Genomic DNA, 22,840 nt, shown 5'->3' on the forward strand with positions numbered 1-22,840 from the left:
CGTGGAGCCATGACACCCACCGACGAGTCCACCTACGTCCGCCTCCTCACCGAGCAGATCGGCCACGAGTTCGACGCGCACACGCAGTACGTCGCGATCGCGGTCTGGTTCGACAGCCACGACCTGCCCCAGCTCGCCGCGCACTACTACCGGCAGTCCCTCGAGGAACGCAACCACGCGATGATGATCGTGCAGTACATGCTCGACCGGGACCTGAGGGTCGTGATCCCACCCGGCTCGGCCGTGCAGAACGACTTCGGCGACGCCGTCGAGCCGATCCGGCTCGCCCTCGACCAGGAGCAGCAGGTCACCACCCAGATCGAGGCGATCTTCCAGGCCGCCCGCACCGAGGGGGATGCCCTCGGGGAGCAGTTCATGCTGTGGTTCCTCAAGGAGCAGGTCGAGGAGGTCGCCTCGGCCTCGACCCTGCTGACCGTGGCCCAGCGCGCCGGCGCGAACCTGTTCGACCTGGAGAACTTCGTGGCCCGGGAGTCCATCGGGGACGCCGGCGAGTCCGCCGACGCGCCCGGAGCCGCGGGCGGCGCCATCTGACCTGCGAGTCAGTCGCCGCACCATCGAATCAGTCGGGCGCCCCTCTGTCTCAGGCTGATTCGATGCGGCCGCGACTGCCGCGCTCTCCTCTCCAGGACCTCGGGCGGCGCCACATGCGGAAGGGGCCGTCCCCGGATCACCCGGGAACGGCCCCTTCTCGTTGACGAGAGGAATCAGTCGAGGTAGTCGCGCAGCACCTGCGAGCGGCTCGGGTGGCGCAGCTTGGACATCGTCTTGGACTCGATCTGGCGGATCCGCTCGCGGGTGACCCCGTAGACCTTGCCGATCTCGTCGAGGGTCTTCGGCTGGCCGTCGGTCAGCCCGAACCGCATCGAGACCACACCGGCCTCCCGCTCGGACAGCGTGTCCAGCACGGCGTGCAGTTGCTCCTGCAGGAGCGTGAAGCTGACCGCGTCGGCCGGCACCACGGCCTCGGAGTCCTCGATCAGGTCACCGAACTCGGAGTCGCCGTCCTCGCCGAGCGGCGTGTGCAGCGAGATCGGCTCGCGGCCGTACTTCTGCACCTCGACGACCTTCTCGGGGGTCATGTCGAGCTCCTTGGCGAGTTCCTCCGGGGTGGGCTCGCGGCCCAGGTCCTGGAGCATCTGGCGCTGCACGCGGGCGAGTTTGTTGATGACCTCGACCATGTGCACCGGGATCCGGATGGTGCGGGCCTGATCCGCCATGGCGCGGGTGATGGCCTGACGGATCCACCAGGTGGCGTATGTGGAGAACTTGTAGCCCTTGGTGTAGTCGAACTTCTCGACGGCGCGGATCAGTCCGAGGTTGCCCTCCTGGATCAGGTCCAGGAACAGCATCCCGCGGCCGGTGTACCGCTTCGCGAGGGAGACCACGAGCCGCAGGTTCGCCTCGAGCAGGTGGTTCTTGGCCCGGCGCCCGTCCATGGCGATCCACTCGAGCTCGCGCTTGAGCTTGCGGTCCGTGCCGTCACCGGACTCGGCGAGTTTCTCGTCCGCGAACAGGCCGGCCTCGATCCGCTTCGCGAGCTCGACCTCCTGCTCGGCGTTCAGCAGCGCGACCTTACCGATCTGCTTGAGGTAGTCCTTGACCGGGTCCGCGGTGGCGCCCGCGGTGACCACCTGCTGGGCGGGCGCGTCGTCGTCGTCGGAGTCGGAGTAGACGAAGCCCTTGTCCTCGCCCTCGGACTTGGTGGCCTCGGCCTCGGCGGTCGCCTCGACCTCGGTCTCCTCGGGCTCGGCCTCGTCGGCGGAGCCGACCGCGGCCAACTTGGCCTTGCTCGCACCGGCCCGGGTGGTCTTCGCCTTGGTGGCTGTCTTGGCGGTGGCCGGCTTCGCGCGGGTACTGGTCCGCTTCGCCGGCGCCTTCTCGGCCGGCGCCTCGGCGCCGGCCTCGGGGCCATCCGCCTTCGTGGCGGACGTCGCCTTCGTCACGGTCTTGCGGGTGGTCGTCGGCTTCTCGACCGTCGCCGTGGTGGCGCCGGTCCGCGACGCGGCGTTCGCGACCGCCCGGTCGGGAACCTCGGTCACGCTGATCTTGGCTTCGTGCATTGCGCCCAGTACCTCCTTGAGACGGCGGGGCTTGACGTTCGCGTCCTCGCAGGCCGCGCGGAACTCGGCGGCCGTGACGTACCCCCTGGTCAGGCCGGACCTGAAGGCGTTCTGCAGAGCGGTGTGCTCGAACTCGCGGGGCAGCACGACATCAGGACTGAGAGGCGACGACACAGAGAACCTTTCGGCGGGGGATGGTGGGCGACCGGTGATCTGTAAGTCGCAGCCCTACAATTATAACCGGAGTGGCCGCCGGGGCCCGTTCAATCACGAGCCGTTCAGCCACGCTCCTGACAACGCCTCCGCACCGGTGATTGTTCCCGACCACCTACGCGTACGCCTCGATCGGCGGGCACGCGCAGACCAGGTTCCGGTCGCCGTAGGCCCCGTCCACCCGGCGCACCGGCGGCCAGTACTTGTCCGGCGTCGGCCCGGCCGGGTACACCGCCTCCTCCCGTGAGTACGGGTGGGTCCACTCCCCCAGCGCCGAGATCGCGGTGTGGGGGGCATTGACGAGCGGGTTGTCGTCGGCCGGCCAGGTCCCGTCCCCGACGGCGTTCGCCTCGACGTGGATCGCGAGCATGGCGTCGATGAAGCGGTCCACCTCGGCCAGGTCCTCGGACTCGGTCGGCTCGACCATCAGGGTGCCGGCGACCGGGAAGCTCATCGTGGGCGCGTGGAACCCGTAGTCGATGAGCCGCTTGGCGACGTCCTCCACGGTGACCCCGGTGGCCGCGGTCAAGGGGCGCAGGTCGAGGATGCACTCGTGCGCCACCAGGCCGTTCTCGCCGCGGTAGAGCACCGGGTACTTCCCGTCCAGGCGGCTGGCCACGTAGTTCGCGGACAGCACCGCCGACCCGGTCGCGGCCCGCAGGCCGGCCGTGCCCATCAGGCGCAGGTACGCCCAGCTGATCGGCAGGATCGAAGGAGATCCGTACGGCGCCGCGCTGATCGTGCCGGTCTCCCGCAGTACCCGGCGGCCCGCCTGGGCGAGCGGGTGCCCGGGCAGGAACGGCACCAGGTGCTCGGCGACGGCGACTGGCCCGACCCCGGGTCCCCCGCCGCCGTGCGGGATACAGAACGTCTTGTGCAGGTTCAGGTGGGACACGTCACCCCCGAACGCCCCCGGACCGGCCACCCCGACGAGCGCGTTGAGGTTCGCCCCGTCGATGTAGACCTGGCCACCGGCTGCGTGCACGAGGTCGCAGAGCTCGGTGATGCCGTGTTCGTAGACACCGTGCGTGGACGGGTAGGTGACCATGATTGCGGCCACCCGGCCCTCGTGGGCGGCGAGCACCCGGCGCAGGTCGTCGAGGTCGACGTCCCCGTTCGCCGCCGTCCGCACGACGGCGACCTCCAGGCCGGCGAGTACAGCCGACGCCGCGTTCGTCCCGTGCGCGCTGGCCGGCACCACGCAGACCCGACGGTCGTCATCGCCGCGGTCCGCGTGGTAGTCGCGGATCGCGAGCAGCCCGGCGAGCTCGCCCTGGGACCCGGCGTTCGGCTGCACGCTCACCGCCGCATAGCCGGTCAACGCGGCGAGCGAGCTCTCCAGCCCGTCGATCAGCTCGAGGTAGCCGGACACGTCCGACGCCGGGGCGAACGGGTGGATCCGGGAGAACTCCGGCCAGGTGACGGCGGCCATCTCGGTGGCCGCGTTCAGCTTCATCGTGCAGGAGCCGAGGGGGATCATGCCGCGGTCGAGGGCGTAGTCACGGTCGGAGAGCCGGCGCAGGTAGCGCATCATCGACGTCTCGGACCGGTGGCTCGAGAAGATCGGGTGGGTCAGGAACTCGGTGCTGCGGGCCAGCCCGTGCGGGAGGCCGAAGGACCGGGCGACGGCGGAGGTCGCCGCGTCCGGGTCGGGTCCCGCCGCGGCGGTCGCACCGCCGGGCAGGACGGCGCGGGCCGCGTCGAGCAGGTCCGCGACCGTCTCGGCGGTGGTCGTCTCGTCGCAGGCGGCGCCGACGGTGTCCGCGTCGTGGCGCCAGAGGGTGATGTTGCGCTCGAGCGCGGCCGCGACGAGCGCGTCCGCCTGACCGGGCACCCGGACCGTGAGGGTGTCGAAGAACGAGGTGTCGGCGACCTGGGCGCCGAGGCCGGCGAGCCCGGTGGCCAGGGCGAGGGCGCGTTCGTGCACTCGGCGGGCGATCGCCGTCAGGCCCTCGGGTCCGTGGTAGACCGCGTACATGGAAGCCATCACGGCCAGCAGCACCTGAGCGGTGCAGATGTTGGAGGTGGCCTTCTCGCGGCGGATGTGCTGCTCCCGGGTCTGCAGCGCGAGCCGGAGTGCGGGCGCGCCGTCGACGTCCTTGGACAGGCCCACGAGGCGGCCCGGCAGTTGCCGCTGTGCCTTCTCCCGCACGGCCAGGTAGCCGGCGTGCGGGCCGCCGAAGCCCATCGGCACCCCGAACCGTTGGGTGGTGCCGGCCACCACGTCCGCGCCCAGCGTGCCGGGCGACTCGAGGATGGTGAGGGCGAGCAGGTCGGCGGAGAACACCACCTGCGCCCCGGCGTCGTGCGCGGCGGCGATCCAGCGTTCCAGCGTGGCCCGGTCCCGGACCGCGCCCGAGGAGCCCGGGTACGCCAGCAGCACCCCGAACGCCTCGGTGAGGTCCGGGGCGTCGGTCACCTCGAACTCGACCAGGTCGATCCCGACCGCCTCGGCCCGGGTGGCGAGCACCGCCTTCGTCTGGGCGAACGTGTCGGAGTCGACGTAGAACCGGCCTCCCTCGCCGCGCACCACCCGCCGGGCGAGCAGCATCGCCTCGGCCACCGCCGTCGACTCGTCGAGCATCGACGCCCCGGCGACATCCATCCCGGTCAGGTCGATGACCATGGTCTGGAAGTTCAGGAGTGCCTCGAGCCGACCCTGCGAGATCTCCGGCTGGTACGGCGTGTACGCCGTGTACCAGGCGGGGTTCTCGAGCACGTTCCGGGCGATCACCGACGGGGTGTGGGTGTCGTAGTAGCCCTGGCCGATCATCGAGGTGCGGACCGTGTTCCGGCTCGCGATGGCGCGAAGCTCGGCGAGCACCTGGGCCTCGGTGTCGGCGGCCGGCAGGTCACCGACCGGGGGCACGCCCTCGCCGAGGAGGGCCGGCGGCAGCGCCGCCTCGAGGAGCGCCTCGATGCTGGTCGCCCCGACCACGCCGAGCATGTGCTCGGCGGCCGGGGTGTCGAGACCGATGTGGCGGGTGGGGAACTCAGGGCGGTGGGCGGGAGCAGCAGGTGTGGCGGTCATTGCGGACGGATCAGGCCTTCGTGATAGCGAGGTAGGCGTCGGAGTCGAGGAGATCGCCCTCGGTCTCGAACCGGACGGTGAACAGCCAGCCACCCTCGTACGGATCGGAGTTCACCAGCTCGGGGCTCTCCACCACCTCCGCGTTGACGCTGAGCACCTCACCGCTGACCGGCGCGTAGAGCTCGCTGACCGACTTGGTCGACTCGATCTCACCGCAGGTCTGCCCGGCGGTGACCGAGTCGCCGACGCTGGGAAGGTCGACGTAGACGACGTCGCCGAGCGCGTCGGCGGCGTAGGCCGTGATGCCCACGGTGGCCACGCCGTCCTCGACGGTGATCCACTCGTGCTCGGCGGTGTACTGGCGGTCGGCGGGGACGCTCATGGCGGCATTCTCCTCGGTCTGTGGTGGGTCGGCGGCGGTGGTGTTGGATCTGGTGGATCGGGCTGGATCGGAGGCAGTCAGGTGGCGGCGGGGCGACGGTAGAACGGCAGCTCGACGACGGTCATCTCCTGGACCTTGCCCCGCACGTCCACGTCCAGGGTCGCGCCGACGGCGACGTCCTCCTCGGCGGCGGGGGTCACCAGGGCCATCGCGACCGGGTACCCCAGGGTCGGGGACAGCACCCCGGAGGTGACGGTGCCGATCGTGGCGCCGCCGGTACGCACCTCGCTGCCGGCGCGGGCAGCCCGACGGCCCTCGCCGCGCAGGCCGATCAGGCGGGCCCCGGTGGGATGCTCGGCGCGCTCGGCGAGCGCGTCCCGGCCCACGAAGTCGTGGTCGAGGTGGACGACCCGGCCGAGGCCCACCTCGTAGGGGGTGAGGGCCGCGGTGAGCTCCTGGCCGTACAGGGGCATCCCGGCCTCCAGGCGCAGGGAGTCACGGCTGGCGAGCCCGCAGGGCTGGATCCCGGCCTCGGCGCCGGCACCGAGCAGGCGGGCCCACACGTCGGTGGCGGCCGTCGCCGGGACGGCCAGTTCGAACCCGTCCTCGCCGGTGTATCCGGTGCGCGCCACCAGCGTCGGCACGGTCCGGTCGAACGACGCCGCCACACTCGCGTAGTACTTCAGTTCGCCGAGGTCGACGTCGACGAGCGGGGTCAGGATGCCCGCCGCGGCGGGGCCCTGGATCGCGATCAGAGCCCGGTGCGGGGTGCGGTCGACCACGGCCACCCGGCGCCCCTGGCTCCGGACCGCCAGCTCGTCGAGCACGGTGATCCGGTTCGCCGCGTTCGCGATCACGAGGAACTCCTCCTCGTCGAGCCGGTACACGATCAGGTCGTCGAGGATCCCACCGTCCGCGGCGGTGATCATCGTGTACCTGGCCCGACCCACCTTCAGCCGGGAGGCCGCACTGACCAGGGCGGAGTCGAGGGCGACGGCCGACTCCGGCCCGGACACCTCGAGCTGCGCCATGTGGGACAGGTCGAACAGGCCCGCCCGCTCCCGCACGGCCGCGTGCTCGGCCAGGTCGCCGGCGAACCGCAGCGGCATCTGCCACCCGGCGAAGTCGGTCATCGACGCACCGGCGGCGCGATGGGTGGCCTCGAGCGGACTGGACGGCGCCGACGACGTCGCCGCCGAGCGCCCCGACCCGGGCCCGGGGTTGGCTGACTGCACTGACTGGCTCCGTTCCGTGGTGGTGGCTGCGGGCGGGCTACGCCTGCTCGGGCTTGACCGCCAGCACCGGACAGGACGCGTCCAGCAGGATCCGTTGCGCGTTCGAGCCGAGGATCAGCTTGCCGAGCGGGGAGCGGCGCCGCAGGCCGATCACGATCAGGTCGGCCGACGCCTCCTCGGCCGCGCCCATGAGCGCCTCGGCGACGTCGCTGCCGCGCTGCAGGTGGCGGACGTCGTGGCCGACCCCGGATGCCTCGAGCAGGTCGCGGGCCTCGTCGACGGTCCGGTCGACCTCGGCCTCGTCACCGCCCCGGGTGCCGTGCACGATCACCAGCAGCCGGTCGGAGCGCCGCTGTGCTTCCACGATCCCCGCATCGAGCGCCGCACGTCCCTCGGCGGTGGCGATGAACCCGACCACTATGGCCACGACGTACTCCCTCGTCACAACGATGCCTGCTTCCGACGACACTAGCGCCTTCACGGGTCCCGCCACAGTCGGGTGGCCGGGCGACCCTGGCGCTAGTGTCTGGCGTGGGACCTGCGGGACGGGCCGCGGGATGGGCCGCAGGAAGGGAGGGGACCGATGGGTGCAGCCTCGAGCGAACGCTCCGACGACGATCGCCCCGACGCCGAGCAGGTCGACGGGGAGCGGGCCGCGGCCGAGGACGGCGAGCGCAAGAGCCCGGCCGACATCCTCACCGTGTTCCTGCTGTCGATCGTCGCCGTGCTGACCGCCTGGTGCGGTTTCGAGGCCTCGAAGTGGGGCGGCGAGATGTCGATCGCGTTCAGCCAGGCGTCCAGTTCCCGCATCCAGTCGACGGCGGCGCAGGCCCAGGCGAACTCAGCCCGCCAGTACGACCTGACCCTCTACACCGAGTGGGTCCTCGCGAACGAGGCGCAGGACACCGAGCTGGTCGCCTTCATCGAGGAGCGGTTCAGCCCCGAGTTCGCAGTGGCGTTCGAGGCCTGGGACGAGGGTGGCCGGCAGGCTCTCGGGCCGTTCGTGGTGGACGAGTACGTGCCACCGGGAACCATGGAGGCGGTGGCCCTTGCGGCGCAGGCCGACGCCAAGTTCGATCAGGCCCTCGACTTCAACCAGCGCGGCGACAACTACACGCTCCTGACCGTTCTGTACGCCCTGGTCCTGTTCCTGACCGCGATGTCCCAGCGCGTGAACGCGGCCTGGATGCAGCGGGCCATGCTCGGGCTCGCCATCGTCGTCGCCCTCGGGTGCGTGATCGCGATGCTGTCCTACCCGGTGAAGATCTAGCCGACCCTCACGCCGTCGCGGTTCGATCCCGGCGGGCCCAGCCGGGCGGCATCGCACGGTCGACGACCTGCCGCAGCAACCGGGCCAGCCGGTGCGACGGGTCCTGCTCGAGCGCAGCCGTGACCAGGACGTCGGCGCGGGCGCCGTCGCCGTTCCACCAGGCCAGCCAGGCCAGGGTCGCCAGCGCGGGCGCCGCCCGCCCGGCGCCCGCGTGCGCGGCGACCGCGACCAGGGCACGCTCCGCCGTTGCGAGCATCTCCTGGTCCGGCATCAGGTCCCCGGTGAAGACCGCGTCGAGGACCCGGGTGGAGTCCGCCCCCGCCGGGTCCTCGATCCGGGCCCCGGCCGCGACGGAGAGCAACACGGCGTCGCGCACCCGGACGTCCTCCAGGCCCGCGAGCAGGTGCCCGTACTCGGCGGCCGGGATGTCCGTGAGCTGCTCCCGGGTGCCGAGGCGCTCACCCGCCGGCGCGGCCGCGCCGAGCAGACGGCGCCACCGCGCCCGTAGGTCCGTGCGCCAGTGCACGAGGTCCCTGCCGCTCAGACGCTCCCGACGGCGGCGCTCGCGGGTGGCCGCACCGGCGGCGGTCCGCCGGTCGGTCGCCTCGCATCGCAGGTCCGGCAGCAGTTCTGCCCTGGTGGCCACGTAGGACTCGCCCTGGAACACGAGGTGTGCGCGGATCTGGGTGCACCCGAGATCCTCGACGGGGTGACCGCCGGGCGGGCAGCACGGCTGGTTGGCGCACTCGATACAGCGGTAGTGACGGTTCCCGACGAGCCAGGTCCTGCGCGGATCCGCAAGCGGAGCCTGGGCGAGCCACCAGGCGAGCACGGCGCCGGCCCCGCCGCGGCCGGAGAGCACCGCCGGCCAGGCCGACTCCGTGTACACGGCCGCGAACACCGCGGCCGCACCGTCGTTCTCCATCTGGCCGAGGAGGTGCTCACCGAGCCCTGGGGCGGGTCCGTCGAGGTCGGCAAGGTCGGCAAGGTCGGCAAGGTCGGCAAGGTCGGCAAGGTCGGCAAGGTCGACCCTGGCGACCAGACCGATCTCGGGCCCGCCGTCGGCGCCGGCCCGGATCGAGAGCAGGACGAGCGACTCCTGTGGCTCGAAGCCGAGCCGGAACGGCAGGTACGCGAGGAGCTCCGGTGGCTCGTCCAGGTGCAGGGTGGGTGGGTCGGACACCGGGTCATGTGGTCTGTCATGTGGACTGTCAGGTGGTCTCATGCACCCAGTGCAACGCCGCGGACCCGACCACGTTGAGGCACGCGTGACGATATGGGAGGACCCGGTCGCGGGCCCTCGCCTGGGGATGAGCGGACACCGCCGTCCAACGTGCGCGACGCCGCGCATCGGCGGGGCATCCCCGCCGTCACCGTGTCGATAGGCTGCGACGGTGTTCGACTCCTCCACAGCCCCGGCCGACCCACTTGCCCCGCTGCGGGAGGCGGTCTCCGCGAGGCTTCGGACCACGGTCGACGACCTCGGCACCTCGTTCGAGGAGGTCGGCCCCGAGGTCGCGGACCTCTTCGACGTCGCCGCCACCATGCTGCCGGGCGGGAAGCGGCTGCGGGCCTCGTTCGCCGCCACCGGCTGGCTCGCGCTCGGCGGCAGCCGGGCGGCCGGCGACCTCGCGGGTGCGCCGCAGATCGTGCTGGCCGGGACCGGCCTGGAACTGTTCCAGCTCGCCGCCCTCGTCCACGACGACCTGATCGACGGGTCGCTGACCCGCCGCGGGCAGCCGGCCGCGCACCGCCAGTTCGCGACGCTCCACCAGGACCGGGCCATGCTCGACCGGCCCGACCGTTTCGGCGCAGCCGGGGCCGTGCTGCTCGGGGACCTGCTGCTCGCCGCCGCCATGGGCGAACTGCAACGTGCCCTTGACCCGCTGCCGCCCGAAGCCCGAGAAGCGGGCCGGCGGATCGTCCAGCGCATGATGACCGAGGTCACCGTCGGGCAGTACCTCGACATCTACGCACAGTCCGCCCCGTGGAGCCCCGACCCGGCCCGGGACCTGGACCGGGCCCGCCGGGTGATCCGCTCCAAGTCGGCCCGCTACAGCGTCGAGCACCCGCTCATCCTTGGCGCCGCGATGGCCGGGGCCGACCGGTCCGCGCTCGCCGCGGCGAGCCGGATCGGGCTCCCGGTCGGCGAGGCGTTCCAGCTGCGCGACGACGTGCTCGGCGTGTTCGGGGACCCGGGCGTGACCGGCAAGCCGGCCGGGGACGACCTGCGTGAGGGCAAGCGCACCGTGCTCGTGACCCTGGCCATGACCCGCGCGGACGCCGCCGGCGTGGACCTGCTGCGAGGCGCCCTGGGCAACGCCGACCTCGATACCGACACCGTGACCCGGGTGCGCGAGCTGCTCACCGCGACCGGGGCCCTGGCCAGCGTCGAGGAACTCATCGGTGAACGCACCCGCGCGGCGCTCGCAGCGATCGATGCCGCAGGCTACGCCGACGCCGCGGCGGACCTGCTCCGTGACCTCGCCCGCGCCGCCATCAGCCGGAGCTCCTGACCCGCCTCTGAGGGCCGGCTCAGAACGCCAGCGTTTGGGCGACCCGGCGCACGGCGTGGGTCCGGGCCGCGCGCAGCGCGGCGATCGGTGTCTCGCCGAGCTCCTCGTCCTCGGCGTACAGCCAGCCGAGGGTCTCCTCGTCGTCGTACCCGGCATCGGCGAGCTGGATGATCGTGCCCCGCAGGCCCGGGATGACCACCGGGGGCTCCGGGATCGGGGAGTCGTCGCCGGGGAGCACCAGGAAGTCACGCGCAATGCTCAGCGCCTTGTTCTCGCCCCGGCGAACGGCCAGCAGCCGGCGCTCGGTCAGCATGCCCCGCACGGCGCGCAACTCGACCTCGAGGAGCTCGGCCGCCTCCGGAAGGCTCAGCCACTGGATGTTCTGGGGATCTGCGGTAGTCACCCGCCGAGCCTAGGGCGCGCCCGGGGTTGTCGTCACCACGCGGTCACGCTACTGTCACGTTTGGCACATATACCTCAATTGCCACATCAGTCACGGGCGACACGCCGTGACGTCCGCACGAAACTCACGGGGGAACCCACCATGGCTCGCACCGCACGGCCCAGACACGCCTCAGCCCGCTGGGGCTCGACCCTGACCACCGCCGGAGCACTCAGCGCCGTCGCCGCGATGGGACTCGCATCGTCGGTCGCGCCGGCCGCCGCACAGCCCCACAGCGAGGAGCAACCGCACCGCACCCCGGGCCACGTACCCGCGAGCCTGCTCGGCAAGGCCGACGACCGGGCCGTCCGGGTCTCTCCGCAGAGCGCGGGCGCCGGGCTGTCCCCGACGCTGCGCTCCGTCGCGCCGGCTCCCCGGGCCGGTGGTGACGCCCTGTACACCGTCCGCGCCGGCGACACCGTCAGCCACCTCGCCCTCCGGTTCGACGTGACCGTCGCCGCCATCGTGGCAGCCAACGGGCTCGACTCGCGCGCCGTCATCCGCATCGGGCAGACCCTTACCATCCCGGGCAGCGGCTCTGCGGCACCCGCGGCCACGCCCGCGCGCTCCGCGCCCGCGGCGCAGCCCGGCGGCTCCTCCTACACGGTGGTCACCGGGGACACCGTCTCCCGGATCGCGGCCCGGCACGGCACCACGGTCGCCGCCGTCGTCTCCGCGAACGGCCTCGACTCCCGCGCCCTGATCCGGATCGGGCAGACCCTCACGATCCCGGGCGCCTCGGGCGGCGGCGCCTCGAGCACCCCGAGCACTCCGGCGGCGGCTTCCACCCCGGCCGCGCCGGCGCCGTCGGGCGGCTCCTCCTACACGGTCCGCACCGGCGACACCGTCTCCTCGATCGCGGCCCGGCACGGCACCACGGTCGCCGCCGTCGTCTCCGCGAACGGCCTCGACTCCCGCGCCCTGATCCGGGTCGGGCAGAGCCTGACCATCCCGGGCGAACTCGTGCCGAACACGTTCCTGCACTACACCTACTCCGACGATGTCCACGCCGCCGCCAACGCGAACGCGGCCACCCTGCTCGGCACGTCGGTGCCCAGCCGCGCCGCCATGCAGGACATGATCCGCGCCACCGCACTCTCGATGGGCGTGGACCCGGCGCTCGCGTTGGCCGTCGCCCAGCAGGAGTCCGGCTTCAACATGCGGGCCGTCTCCCCCGCGAACGCGGTCGGGGTCATGCAGGTCATCCCGTCCTCGGGTGAGTGGGCCTCGGACCTGGTCGGCCGGCAGCTGAACCTGCTCGACCCCCAGGACAACGTGACCGCGGGCGTGGCCATCCTGCGCGTCCTGATCCGCACGGCGCCGGACCTGCAGTCCGCGATCGGCGGCTACTACCAGGGCCTCGGTTCCGTGAACCGCAACGGCCTCTACGACGACACCCGACGTTACGTCGCGAACGTGCAGACCCTGATGGCGCGCTTCTGACCGGGGTCCGGGCCGTGTGAGCCTGGTGACACGCACGGCCCAACCCCGGGGAACGGCGGCCTCGCACCGTAAACTCACGGCCATGGCCAGCACCCTCACCGACCCGATGATCGGCCGCCTGGTCGACGGTCGGTACGAGGTGTCCTCCCGGATCGCCCGGGGCGGGATGGCGACCGTCTACCTGGCCACCGACCGGCGCCTGGACCGGCAGGTGGCGCTGAAGATCATGCACCCGCACCTCGCGGAGGGTGCGGACGTCGCCGCGCGGTTCCGGCGGGAGGCCCGGGCGGCGGCCCGCCTGGCCCATCCCGGCATCGTCGGCGTCTACGACCAGGGCAGTGAGGGCGAGCTCAACTACCTCACCCTGGAGTACGTCGAGGGCCGCAACCTGCGCCGGGAGCTGCGGGCTCGCGGCGCCCTCAGCGTCGGGGACGCCCTCGACATCGTCGAGTCCGTCCTGGACGCTCTGGCGGCGGCGCACCGCGCCGGCCTGGTGCACCGGGACATGAAGCCCGAGAACGTGCTGATGGCCGCCGACGGGCGGGTGAAGGTGGCCGACTTCGGCCTCGCACGGGCGGTCACCGAGGCGACGGCGGCGAGCACCGGGAACCTGCTCGGCACGGTCGCCTACCTCTCCCCCGAGATCGTCACCTCGGGCGAGGCCGACGCCCGCGCCGACGTGTACGCCGTCGGGATCCTGCTGTACGAGATGCTCACCGGGCACCCGCCGTTCGAGGGCGAGACGCCGATCCAGGTCGCGTACAAGCACGTTCACGAGTCCATCCCACCGGCGTCCGACGGCGTCCCGTGGCTCCCGCTCGAGATCGACGACCTGATCGCCACGATGACCGCCCGGGACGTGGCCGACCGGCCCGTCGACGCCGGCGGGGCGCTCGCGCTGGTGCGGCGGGTCCACGCCTCGCTCGACCCGGCCGCGCTGGCCGTGCGCGCCGACGTGGACGCCGACGAGGTCGGCGAGATCGTCGCCGACGCCCGGGCCGAGTCCGACGGCGGGAGCACCGTCTCGGTCAGCCGGCACACCGGCACGATCGCGCTGCCGATCGGGGCGGTCGCCGCAGACGACGACGCCGAGGCGGAGCGGCGCTCGACCCGTCGGCGCAAGCGCCGCCGGCGCCTGCGGGTGATCTCGATCATCCTCGTCGTGCTGCTCGCACTCGGCGGAGGCACGTGGTGGTACCTGCGGGTCGGACCCGGTGCGTATACCGCGATGCCGGACGTGACCGGAACCCCGGAGGCCGCCGCACTTGCCGAGCTCGAGGCGCAGGGTCTGCGCCCGGCGACGAGTTCGGAGCACCATGACGAGGTGCCTGCCGGGATGGTGATCACCACCGATCCCGGTCCCGGCGATGACGTGCTCCGCGACGGCGGCCAGGTGAGCGTGGTGGTCTCGCTCGGCATCGAGATGCTCACCGTCCCGGACCTCGCCGGCACGGCCGAGGACGACGCCGTCGCCACTCTGACGGCCGACGGCTTCGAGCTCGACCCCGAGGTGAGCAGGCCCTGGGACGCGCAGATCCCCGCAGGGACCGTGATCGGCACCGATCCCGCGGCCGGTGAGTCCATCGCCCACAACAGTCCGGTCACCGTGGTCGTCTCGGCCGGGCGGGAGCCGATCACGGTGCCGAACGTGGTCGGGGCGGACGAGGCGACGGCGCTCGAGCAACTCGCGAACGCCGGCGCCGAACCTCAGTTGGGCCCGGCCGCGTACAGCGACAGTGTCGGCGCCGGGGACGTGATCAGTCAGTCCCTCGAGGGCCCGGCGCTGCGCGGCGACCTGGTCGAGGTGATCGTCTCGCTCGGGCCGGAACTGTTCGAGGTGCCGAACGTGTTCGGGTCCCAGTACGCCGACGCCGAGGCCGAGCTCACCGCGCTCGGGTTCGAGGTGCGGCGCGAGAACGTGCTCGGTGGCGTCTTCGGCACCGTGCACAGCCAGTCGGTGCCCGCCGGCGAGATGCACCCGGCGGGCACGGTCATCGTGCTGACCGTGGTGTGATCTCGTCGCTGGCGTCGTCGGCCTGGTAGGCGTACCGCTCCTGCCGCCAGGCGTCCCCGTGGGCGTGGTAGCCGCGCTCCTCCCAGAAGCCCAGGTCCGTGGCCCCCGGTAACAGGTAGTTCCACCCGCGGACCCACTTCGGGCCCTTCCAGGTGTACAGGTGCGGGACCACCAGACGCAGCGGGGCTCCGCGCTCGGCGGTCAGTGCCTCCCCGTCGAGATGGGTGGCCAGGAGCGTACGGGGCGAGGCGAGGTCGTCCAGGCGCAGGTTCGCCGCGTAGCCGTACTCGGCGAAGACCAGGACCTCCCGGACCTGCGGGTCCGGTGGGGCGAGCTCGATCATCTCCGCGGCCCGGTAGCCCGACCAGCGCAGGTCCAGGGCGGACCACCTGGTGGCGCAGTGCATGTCCGCGAGTTCCTCGGTGAACTCGAGGCCGTGGATCGCGTCCATGTCGAACGCCTGCTCGGACCCGCTCGCGGTGGCGCCACCCACCGTGAACGTCCACCGGTCCGGGCGCAGCTGGGGTACCCGGCCGTAGTGCATGATCTCCGGCTCGGCGCGCCAGTGCTGACCGGGCGGCAGGGACCGTTCCAGCGGCGGATCGGGATGGTGGGGGATGCTCACCGCTCAGTGGCCCCGCAACATCTCCGCGACCAGGAACGCCATCTCGAGCGACTGCTGGTGGTTCAGACGGGGGTCCACCAACGTCTCGTACCGACGGGCCAGGGCGAGGTCGTCGATCTCCTCGCTGCCGCCGAGCACCTCCGTCACGTCCGACCCGGTCAGTTCCACGTGCAGTCCACCCGGCACGGTGCCCAGGCCGGCGTGTACCTCGAAGAAGCCGCGGACCTCATCGATCACGTCCGAGAAGCGCCGCGTCTTGTAGCCGTTGGCCGACGTGAACCCGTTGCCGTGCATCGGATCGCACACCCAGACCACCGGGCGACCGTCCTCCCGCACCCGTTCGACCAGGCCAGGAAGAAGGTCGCGGACCTTCCCCGCACCCATCCGGGTGATGAACGTCAGGCGCCCGGCCTCGCCGTCGGGGTTCAGCTTGTCCATGAGCGCGAGGGCGTCGTCGCCCGTGCTCGTCGGGCCGAGCTTCACGCCGAGCGGGTTACGCACCCGGGAGAAGTAGTCCACGTGCGCGCCGTCGAGCTGGCGCGTACGCTCCCCGATCCAGAGGAAGTGCGCGGAGCAGTCGTACGGCAGCCCGGTGCGGGAGTCGATCCGGGTCAACGGGCGCTCGTAGTCCAGCAGCAGGCCCTCGTGGCTGGAGAAGAAGTCAACGGTGCGCAGTGCCTCGAAGTCCGCGCCGGCGGCGTGCATGAACCGGATCGCCCGATCGATCTCGGCGGCGAACGTGTCGTACTGGGCGTAGGCGCGGTTCGCCATGAAACCGCGGTTCCACTCGTGCACCCGGCGTAGGTCCGCGAACCCGCCCTGCGTGAACGCCCGGATCAGGTTCAGCGTGGTCGCGGAGTTGTGATAGGCGTCCAGCAGCCGCCTCGGGTCGGGGATCCGGGCGGACTCGGTGAACTCGAAGTCGTTGATGATGTCGCCGCGGTAGGCGGGCAGGGTGAGGCCGTCGCGGGTCTCGGTGTCGGAGCTGCGCGGCTTCGCGTACTGGCCCGCCATCCGGCCCATCTTGACGATCGGCAGCGAGGCGCCGTAGGTGAGGATCACCGCCATCTGCAGGATGGTCTTGATCTTGTCCCGGATGTTGTCCGCGGTGAGCTCGCTGAACGTCTCGGCGCAGTCGCCGCCCTGCAGCAGGAACGCCTCCCCCCGGGACGCGGCACCGAGCCGCTCGCGCAGGTTGTCCGCCTCCCCGGCGAAGACCAGCGGCGGCACCGCGGACAGCGTGGCTGTCACGTCGGCGAGGGCCTGCGCGTCCGGCCAGGTCGGCTGCTGCTTCGCGTCCAGGTCGCGGAAGGAGTCGAGGCCGGCGAGGACCGCGGGGTCAGGGAGAACGCTCACGGCACCAAGGATAGGGCCCGCGCCGAGGCGGACCGGACCGTCGTCCGGCCCTCGGCACGGGCCCTCGGGTGACGACGGGGACTCAGTGTGTGCCGGGCTCGGCGACGCCGGTGGGCTCGGCGGTCTGGCCGATCTCCCCGAGCAGCTCACCGAACCATGGCGTGGCGGTGTCGAACGCCTTGCCGCCGGCGATCCGCGGGAACGCGATCACGGTCAGTTCGTCGTCGTTCTCCTCGTCGTGGCCGATCACCCCGGACTCGCCGGCGATCGCCTTCTCGACGGCCAGGTCCGTCATCAGTCGGATCAGGGCGAGGTCCTCGTCGTTCGCCTTGGCCGAGCGGGAGAAGTAGCCGCTCTTCTGGACCATGGTCTTCTCGGCGCCGATCAGAGCGGCGAACTGCTTCGCGAACCAGGCACCCGGGTTGATCGTGTCCAGCTTGACGTGGCCGAACGGGTCGCGCTGGACCTCCTCGCCTGCCGCCTCCAGCTCGGCGATGATCTCGGGCACCCCGGCTCCCTCGGACAGGAAGATGTTGACGTTGCCGGTCTCGTCCATGATGCCGCGCAGCCGGGTGGCCTCGCCGGCCATGTCCAGCTTGAGCTCCGGCAGGAACACGGCGTGCACGTCCCAGCGCTCCTTGGCCAGGCCGAGCGCCGGGTTCCACTCCTGCTCCGACCACCAGGCCCGGTAGCGCTGCGCCGCGGCCGCGGTGAGCCACCCGCAGTGCCGGCCCATGACCTCGTGCACGATCAGCATCCGCGGGTTGGACCGGTGCTCGCCGATGATGTTCTGAGCGAAGATCGATGCCTGCTCGGCGGCGGTGTTCGCACCAAGGGACTGCCGGATCGGGATGATGTCGTTGTCGATGGTCTTGGGCAGCCCGACCACGGTCAGGTGGTAGCCGTTGTCCTCGAGGTAGGCGGCCAGGTCCGCGGCCGTGGTGTTCGTGTCGTCGCCCCCGATGGTGTGCAGGACGTCCACGCCGTCCTTGCGCAGCTGCTCGGCGGCGACCTGGAGCGGGTCCTGCCCCTCGCTGACCAGGCCGCGCTCGACGAGGTTCTTCGCATTCGTGAGCTTGACCCGGCTGTTCCCGATCGGCGACCCCCCGAAGTTGTCCAGGACGTCGATCCGCGCGCGGGCCTCGGCGCCGACGACCACCGAGGTGCCGGTGAGCAGACCGTGGTAGCCGTACTGGTAGGCGATGATCTCGGCGTCCGGCAGGACCTCGGTGTAGCGGCGCACCAGGCCGGCCACGGCCGCCGACAGGCACGGGGCGAAACCGCCCGCGGTGAGCAGTGCGATCCGGCGGATCGGCTGGGCTTGCGACATGGCTGTGCCTTTCAATCGGGCGGGGATGGTGGTGCTGTGGCTGAGCTGCCTGACCCGCCCATGCTAGCCAGGCCGTGGGTTGCCCCGGCCCACCGGGCGGGACGGCGCCGCGCGCGGAGGTCCGGTCACCGGGGCTGCGGACCGAGCACCGACCCGAACGGGCTCGAGGCACCCTAGAGTGAGGGCATGAACGGTCCCACCTCGGGCGGCGGTGAGCAGCGTCCCGGAGACGGCCCGAGCGAGCCCAGCGACGCGGACGTCGAGGCGAGCTGGGCCGAGATCACGGCACGTCTGGGACCGCTCGGCGAGGGCGTCACGGCCGAGGCCGACGAGTTCGAGCGGCTGAACCGCTCGGCTGATCCCGCCGACGGGCGCGACGACCTCGACGACGGTGACCGGGGCGATCCGCCCGGCGAGCCCGTCGATAACGATCCGGACACGATCGAGGCGACCTCCGCCGTCGGGCCGGGTCCCCGCGACTACGACGTCGACGACTCCGACGACGGCTTCGTCCCACCCGAGCCGGAACCGTTGGACGGTTCCGATCCCCTGGTCACCATGGCCTGGATCGGTGCGATCGGCGGACCGGTCGCCACGGTGCTCGCCCTCATCCTGTGGGCCGGTGCGCCGCAACTGTTCTACGTGGGTGCCCTGGTCTGCTCCCTGCTCGGCTGGGGAATCCTGCTGTGGCGGATGCCGAAGGATCCCTCGGACGACGATGGCGCCGTAGTCTGAGCGCACCGGGATCTCTCCCCCGCGATCACTGCCGATCGTCGCGTCGATGCGCCGACGGGCCGCCGGGCGCACGTACGCTTGCGTTAGTTTCAACAACTGCCGAAGGAGCCAGACACATGGACCAGAACGAGGCCCCTCTCCTCGTCAACACCCCGCCGGAGATGAGCACGCCGGACATCCTCGCCGACTGGGCCGCGAAGGAGCCGGACCGAGTCCTCATCGAAGAGCTGCGCGGCTCCACCTGGCACCCGATGACGGCGCAGCAGATGCACGAGAAGGTGTCGGCGATCGCGAAGGGGCTGATCGCCTCGGGCGTGGGGCCCGGGGACCGGGTCGCCGTGATGAGCCGGACCCGTGCCGAGTGGGTGCTGCTCGACTTCGGGATCTGGTACGCCGGCGCCGTGACCGTGCCGGTGTACGAGACCTCCTCGGCGGACCAGACCGCGTGGATCCTGTCCAACTCGGGCGTGAAGGCCATCATCGTCGAGAACGCCGGCCACCTGGCCGTGGTCGACGAGGCGCGCGCCGACGCACCGAGCGTGGGGCCGGCCTGGGTCCTCGACGACGGCGCCCTCGAGAAGCTGACGGCTGCGGGCGCCGACGTGTCCGACGATGACGTCCGGGCCCGCTACGACGCGCTCCGCACCGACGATCTCGCCACGATCATCTACACCTCAGGCACCACCGGCCGGCCCAAGGGTGCCGAGCTCACCCACGCGAACTTCGTCGAGCTGACCCGCAACGCCGTCGGGGCGCTCGGGCCGTCGATCCTGCACGAGGCCTCGCGGACGCTGCTGTTCATGCCGCTGGCGCACGTGTTCGCCCGGTTCGTCGAGGTGCTCTGCGTCACCGCCGGTGTGCCGCAGGGGCACACGCCGGACACGAAGACGCTGATGGCGGACATCGCCACGTTCCGGCCGACCTTCATCCTGTCCGTGCCGCGCGTGTTCGAGAAGGTCTACAACAGCTCCGAGCAGAAGGCGGCCGCAGGCGGCAAGGTGAAGATCTTCCGCTGGGCGGCGAAGGTCTCCGGTGACTACTCCCGCTCGCTGGACACCGGCGGCCCCGGCATCGGGCTGAAACTGCAGCACAAGCTCGCGGACAAGCTCGTGCTGCACAAGATCCGCAACGCGCTCGGTGGCCAGGCCGAGTTCGCGATCTCCGGCGGCGCGCCGCTCGGGGAGCGGCTCGGGCACTTCTTCCGCGGTGTCGGCCTGACCGTTCTCGAGGGGTACGGGCTGACCGAGACGACGGCGCCCGTGAGCGTGAACGTGCCGGCCAAGTCGGTCATCGGTACCGTCGGGCCGCCGCTGCCGGGCGTCGGCCTGAAGATCGACTCCGACGGCGAGATCCTCGCCCGCGGGATCGCGGTCTTCCGCGGCTATCACGACAACGCCGAGGCCACCGCCGAGTCGTTCACCGACGACTGGTTCCACACCGGGGACCTCGGCGAACTGACCGCGGACGGGTACCTGAAGATCACCGGCCGGAAGAAGGAGATCATCGTCACGGCCGGCGGCAAGAATGTGGTGCCGTCCCAGCTCGAGGACCGGATCCGGTCCCACCCCCTGGTGAGCCAGTGCGTGGTGGTCGGGGACCAGAAGCCCTTCATCGCGGCGCTGGTCACCCTGGACACCGAGATGTTGCCGACGTGGCTCGCCAACCACGAGGTCGGCGAGTTGTCGGTGGCGGAGGCGGCCAAGGACCCGACGGTCATCGCCGCGATCCAGAGCGCGGTGGACCGGGCCAACTCGAAGGTCTCGCGAGCGGAGTCGATCCGGACGTTCGAGATCCTGCTCGACGACTTCACGATCGCCAACGACTACCTGACGCCGTCGCTGAAGGTGAAGCGCAACCTGGTGCTGCGCGACTTCGCGGACCGGATCGAGGCGATGTACGACAACGCCGCCAAGGCCCGCGCGACGAACGGTGCCGACGCCGCCTGACGCCCCTGGGGCCCTGGCACGGGCTCAGCCGCACCCTCGACGCCGGTGCGGCCACGACCGGGACCTTCCCCGGCGTGGCCGCACCGGCGTTGTCGGTGCGGCGCCGTAACGTTCGAACGGATGGCCGAGAACCTCCTGCACCCGCCCCGTCCCGGCCGGCGCCTCGACCTCAGCGACGCCGGGCGCTCCCCCTACCAGGCGTCCGGGCAGGCACCGGTGCAGCTCGCCCTCGAGGACGTCGGCACGCCGCTGTACCACGCGACGTTCGTGGTGGTCGACCTGGAGACCACCGGCGGCTCCCCCGCGGCCAGCGAGATCACCGAGATCGGTGCGGTCAAGGTGCGGGGCGGCGAGGTGCTCGGCGAGTTCCAGACGCTCGTCAACCCGGGCGTCGGGATCCCGCCGATGATCACGGTGCTGACCGGGATCACCAACGCGATGGTGATCGAGGCGCCACCGATCGCCGAGGTACTGCCCGCATTCCTGGAGTTCGCCCACGGCGCCGTGCTCGTGGCCCACAACGCCCGGTTCGACGTCGGCTTCCTCAAGGCCGCCGCCGCCCGGATGGACCTGTCCTGGCCACGCCCGCAGGTCGTGGACACGGTCGCTCTGGCGCGCCGGGTGGTCACCCGGGACGAGGCGCCCAACCACAAGCTCGGCACCCTCGCGGCGCTGTTCCACGCCGAGACCACCCCGGACCACCGGGCCCTGTCGGACGCCCGCGCCACCGTCGACGTGCTGCACGCCCTGCTCGCCCGGATGAGCGGGCTCGGGGTCACGCACCTGGAGGACCTGACCACCGCGGCAGACCCGGTGCCGCACGCCCGGCGGCGCAAGTCCACCCTGGCGGACGGCCTGCCCACCGGGGCGGGCGTCTACCAGTTCCTCGGGCCGAAGAACGAGGTGCTCTACGTCGGGACCGCCGTCAACATCAAGCGGCGGGTGCGCAGCTACTTCACGGCCGCGGAGAAGCGGGCCCGGATCGGGGAGATGGTGGATCTGGCCACCGGGGTGCGCCCGATCCCCTGCGCCACCCCCCTGGAGGCGAGCGTGCGCGAACTGCGCCTGATCGCCGAGCACAAGCCCCCGTACAACCGGCGCTCCCGGGCCCCGGAACGCCGGCCGTGGATCCGGCTGACCGATGAGGCGCACCCCCGGCTCTCGATCGTGAGGTCGGTGCCGGTGGCCGCGCGGGACCGGGCGATCGGCCCGTTCGCCTCCCGGCGGGGAGCCGAACTGGCGACGGAGGCCATCCTCGCCACCGTGCCCCTTCGCCAGTGCACGGCGCGCCTGCCCAGGCTTCCGGCCCCGGGTGCCTCGGCCTGCGTCCTCGCCGAGCTCGGGCGGTGCGCCGCACCTTGTGTCACGGCCGGAGGCGTGGTCGAGCCAGGGCTGCCCGGGGTCGTGTCGTTGGGTCTGCCGGGGATCGGGGCCGAGCGCCCGCACGGTGTGCTGACGCCCTACCCGGTCAGCGTTGCGACGGCCGCGTCCATCATGGGTGGTGACGCCGGCCCGGTCGTGGCGGCGCTACGACGTTCGATCGGGCACCTGAGCCTGCAGCAGCGGTACGAGGAGGCCGCAGTGCACCGGGACCGGCTGCTCGCGTTCCTGCGCGGGGCGGCGCGGACGCAGCGACTGGCCCCGGTCCAGCGGGCCCGACAGATCGTGGCAGCCCGCGCGCACGCCGAGGGCGGCTGGGAGATCGTGGTGGTGCGGTACGGGCGGCTCGCGGCGACCGCGATCAGCCCCCGGGACACCAGCCCCTACCCGACGATCTCGGCCCTGCTCGCCGGGGCCGAGCAGGTGGCCCAGCCGGACGTCGTCGGAGGGGCGGCGACGGCCGAGGAGACCGAGCTGATCACGGGCTGGCTGGAACGGCCCGGCGCCCGGCTGATCGAGTTCGACGCCGCCGAGTCCCCCGGCTGGGCGCTGCCGGTCGGCGGGGCGACGGCCCACCTGCGTGAGCTCGAGGCCGCCCAGACCCGGGACACCGAGCGCGCGGCCCTCGGCCGGCGCGCCGGAGAGCACCCCGTGATCCCGGCCGCCGACCACCCCGAGGCCCCCGCGTCCGATCACGCGGCGCCCACCCATGCCACGCGCGCCCGTCCCGCGGCCGGCTGACGCCGGCCGGTGCCGCACGCACTCGCCCGAACTCCGCCGAAGCAGTCCCGCGCGCCCGAGCAGGTCCCGCAGACCCTCCGGCCCCGGGCGCACCGGACTG

At 72.1% G+C, this 22,840-nt stretch carries 18 protein-coding genes; 8 read left to right on the top strand and 10 right to left on the bottom strand.

The window, feature by feature from the left end; genetic code table 11:
• Positions 1 to 9: 9 nt before the first annotated feature.
• The gene (locus EXU48_RS21770; RefSeq protein ID WP_133109801.1) at positions 10 to 552 is read left to right on the top strand and encodes a ferritin; all 543 of its coding nucleotides are present in this window, start codon (positions 10 to 12) and stop codon (positions 550 to 552) included.
• 173 nt (positions 553 to 725) lie between these two features.
• On the opposite strand, the gene EXU48_RS21775 is transcribed toward EXU48_RS21770, so the two are convergent.
• The 5 genes from EXU48_RS21775 to EXU48_RS21795 form a co-directional block, all read right to left on the bottom strand.
• Positions 726 to 2,255 (bottom strand): RNA polymerase sigma factor, encoded by a 1,530-nt coding sequence (locus tag EXU48_RS21775; protein ID WP_133109802.1) that lies wholly within the window; start codon positions 2,253 to 2,255, stop codon positions 726 to 728.
• A gap of 154 nt (positions 2,256 to 2,409) precedes the next feature.
• On the bottom strand, positions 2,410 to 5,325 hold the full coding sequence (gcvP, locus tag EXU48_RS21780) for an aminomethyl-transferring glycine dehydrogenase (protein ID WP_133109803.1): 2,916 nt from the start codon (positions 5,323 to 5,325) through the stop codon (positions 2,410 to 2,412).
• 10 nt (positions 5,326 to 5,335) lie between these two features.
• Positions 5,336 to 5,707 carry a glycine cleavage system protein GcvH gene (gene gcvH, locus EXU48_RS21785; protein WP_133109804.1) on the bottom strand — a complete coding sequence of 124 codons (372 nt, stop codon included), beginning with the start codon at positions 5,705 to 5,707 and terminating at the stop codon, positions 5,336 to 5,338.
• A gap of 77 nt (positions 5,708 to 5,784) precedes the next feature.
• Positions 5,785 to 6,942 carry a glycine cleavage system aminomethyltransferase GcvT gene (gene gcvT / locus EXU48_RS21790; protein WP_268958252.1) on the bottom strand — a complete coding sequence of 386 codons (1,158 nt, stop codon included), beginning with the start codon at positions 6,940 to 6,942 and terminating at the stop codon, positions 5,785 to 5,787.
• A gap of 37 nt (positions 6,943 to 6,979) precedes the next feature.
• The gene (locus EXU48_RS21795) at positions 6,980 to 7,369 is read right to left on the bottom strand and encodes a universal stress protein (protein WP_133109806.1); all 390 of its coding nucleotides are present in this window, start codon (positions 7,367 to 7,369) and stop codon (positions 6,980 to 6,982) included.
• 156 nt (positions 7,370 to 7,525) lie between these two features.
• Between EXU48_RS21795 and EXU48_RS21800 the strand changes: the two genes are divergently transcribed.
• Complete coding sequence (locus EXU48_RS21800; protein ID WP_235857191.1) at positions 7,526 to 8,212, top strand: hypothetical protein; 687 nt, start codon at positions 7,526 to 7,528, stop codon at positions 8,210 to 8,212.
• A gap of 7 nt (positions 8,213 to 8,219) precedes the next feature.
• Here EXU48_RS21800 and EXU48_RS21805 read toward each other — a convergent pair whose 3' ends face one another.
• Complete coding sequence (locus EXU48_RS21805) at positions 8,220 to 9,395, bottom strand: DUF4192 family protein (RefSeq protein ID WP_165962944.1); 1,176 nt, start codon at positions 9,393 to 9,395, stop codon at positions 8,220 to 8,222.
• Between the two features lie 211 nt (positions 9,396 to 9,606).
• Between EXU48_RS21805 and EXU48_RS21810 the strand changes: the two genes are divergently transcribed.
• A complete protein-coding gene (locus EXU48_RS21810; protein ID WP_133109808.1) occupies positions 9,607 to 10,728 on the top strand; it encodes a polyprenyl synthetase family protein in 1,122 nt (373 codons plus the stop codon).
• 19 nt (positions 10,729 to 10,747) lie between these two features.
• On the opposite strand, the gene EXU48_RS21815 is transcribed toward EXU48_RS21810, so the two are convergent.
• Positions 10,748 to 11,131, bottom strand: a complete 384-nt coding sequence (locus EXU48_RS21815) for an Rv2175c family DNA-binding protein (RefSeq protein ID WP_133109809.1) — start codon at positions 11,129 to 11,131, stop codon at positions 10,748 to 10,750.
• 141 nt (positions 11,132 to 11,272) lie between these two features.
• Between EXU48_RS21815 and EXU48_RS21820 the strand changes: the two genes are divergently transcribed.
• Together EXU48_RS21820 and pknB are read left to right on the top strand one after the other, a co-directional pair.
• Positions 11,273 to 12,613: a lytic transglycosylase domain-containing protein gene (locus tag EXU48_RS21820; RefSeq protein WP_235857192.1), complete on the top strand. Its 1,341-nt coding sequence runs from the start codon at positions 11,273 to 11,275 to the stop codon at positions 12,611 to 12,613.
• Between the two features lie 82 nt (positions 12,614 to 12,695).
• Positions 12,696 to 14,627 (top strand): Stk1 family PASTA domain-containing Ser/Thr kinase, encoded by a 1,932-nt coding sequence (gene pknB / locus EXU48_RS21825; RefSeq protein WP_133109810.1) that lies wholly within the window; start codon positions 12,696 to 12,698, stop codon positions 14,625 to 14,627.
• Here the strand turns inward: pknB and EXU48_RS21830 are convergent.
• The 3 genes from EXU48_RS21830 to EXU48_RS21840 all read right to left on the bottom strand — a co-directional run bounded on the left by EXU48_RS21830 (position 14,605) and on the right by EXU48_RS21840 (position 17,938).
• Positions 14,605 to 15,252, bottom strand: a complete 648-nt coding sequence (locus EXU48_RS21830) for a molybdopterin-dependent oxidoreductase (RefSeq protein WP_235857193.1) — start codon at positions 15,250 to 15,252, stop codon at positions 14,605 to 14,607. The two genes, pknB and EXU48_RS21830, sit on opposite strands and share 23 nt — an antisense overlap.
• Positions 15,253 to 15,255: 3 nt before the next feature.
• Positions 15,256 to 16,608: a class II 3-deoxy-7-phosphoheptulonate synthase gene (locus EXU48_RS21835; protein ID WP_133109811.1), complete on the bottom strand. Its 1,353-nt coding sequence runs from the start codon at positions 16,606 to 16,608 to the stop codon at positions 15,256 to 15,258.
• Between the two features lie 82 nt (positions 16,609 to 16,690).
• A complete protein-coding gene (locus EXU48_RS21840; protein ID WP_133109812.1) occupies positions 16,691 to 17,938 on the bottom strand; it encodes a pyrophosphate--fructose-6-phosphate 1-phosphotransferase in 1,248 nt (415 codons plus the stop codon).
• A 186-nt stretch (positions 17,939 to 18,124) separates the two neighbouring features.
• Here EXU48_RS21840 and EXU48_RS21845 point away from each other — a divergent pair, with 186 nt between their 5' ends.
• The 3 genes from EXU48_RS21845 to EXU48_RS21855 all read left to right on the top strand — a co-directional run bounded on the left by EXU48_RS21845 (position 18,125) and on the right by EXU48_RS21855 (position 22,740).
• Positions 18,125 to 18,673 carry a hypothetical protein gene (locus EXU48_RS21845; RefSeq protein WP_133109813.1) on the top strand — a complete coding sequence of 183 codons (549 nt, stop codon included), beginning with the start codon at positions 18,125 to 18,127 and terminating at the stop codon, positions 18,671 to 18,673.
• Between the two features lie 116 nt (positions 18,674 to 18,789).
• Positions 18,790 to 20,619, top strand: coding sequence for an AMP-dependent synthetase/ligase (locus EXU48_RS21850; RefSeq protein WP_133109814.1), 1,830 nt, complete (start codon positions 18,790 to 18,792; stop codon positions 20,617 to 20,619).
• 120 nt (positions 20,620 to 20,739) lie between these two features.
• Positions 20,740 to 22,740 (top strand): DEDD exonuclease domain-containing protein, encoded by a 2,001-nt coding sequence (locus EXU48_RS21855; protein ID WP_133109815.1) that lies wholly within the window; start codon positions 20,740 to 20,742, stop codon positions 22,738 to 22,740.
• Positions 22,741 to 22,840: the final 100 nt, after the last annotated feature.

The sequence above is a fragment of the Occultella glacieicola genome (assembly GCF_004353825.1).
GTDB lineage: Bacteria > Actinomycetota > Actinomycetes > Actinomycetales > Beutenbergiaceae > Occultella > Occultella glacieicola.

Coding starts and splice junctions, on each gene's coding strand:
- EXU48_RS21855 (WP_133109815.1), top strand. CDS start 20,740: ATGGCCGAGAACCTCCTGCACCCGCCCCGTCCCGGCCGGCGCCTCGAC.
- EXU48_RS21770 (WP_133109801.1), top strand. CDS start 10: ATGACACCCACCGACGAGTCCACCTACGTCCGCCTCCTCACCGAGCAG.
- EXU48_RS21850 (WP_133109814.1), top strand. CDS start 18,790: ATGGACCAGAACGAGGCCCCTCTCCTCGTCAACACCCCGCCGGAGATG.
- pknB (WP_133109810.1), top strand. CDS start 12,696: ATGGCCAGCACCCTCACCGACCCGATGATCGGCCGCCTGGTCGACGGT.
- EXU48_RS21845 (WP_133109813.1), top strand. CDS start 18,125: ATGAACGGTCCCACCTCGGGCGGCGGTGAGCAGCGTCCCGGAGACGGC.
- gcvH (WP_133109804.1), bottom strand. CDS start 5,707: ATGAGCGTCCCCGCCGACCGCCAGTACACCGCCGAGCACGAGTGGATC.
- EXU48_RS21820 (WP_235857192.1), top strand. CDS start 11,273: ATGGCTCGCACCGCACGGCCCAGACACGCCTCAGCCCGCTGGGGCTCG.
- EXU48_RS21800 (WP_235857191.1), top strand. CDS start 7,526: ATGGGTGCAGCCTCGAGCGAACGCTCCGACGACGATCGCCCCGACGCC.
- EXU48_RS21840 (WP_133109812.1), bottom strand. CDS start 17,938: ATGTCGCAAGCCCAGCCGATCCGCCGGATCGCACTGCTCACCGCGGGC.
- gcvP (WP_133109803.1), bottom strand. CDS start 5,325: ATGACCGCCACACCTGCTGCTCCCGCCCACCGCCCTGAGTTCCCCACC.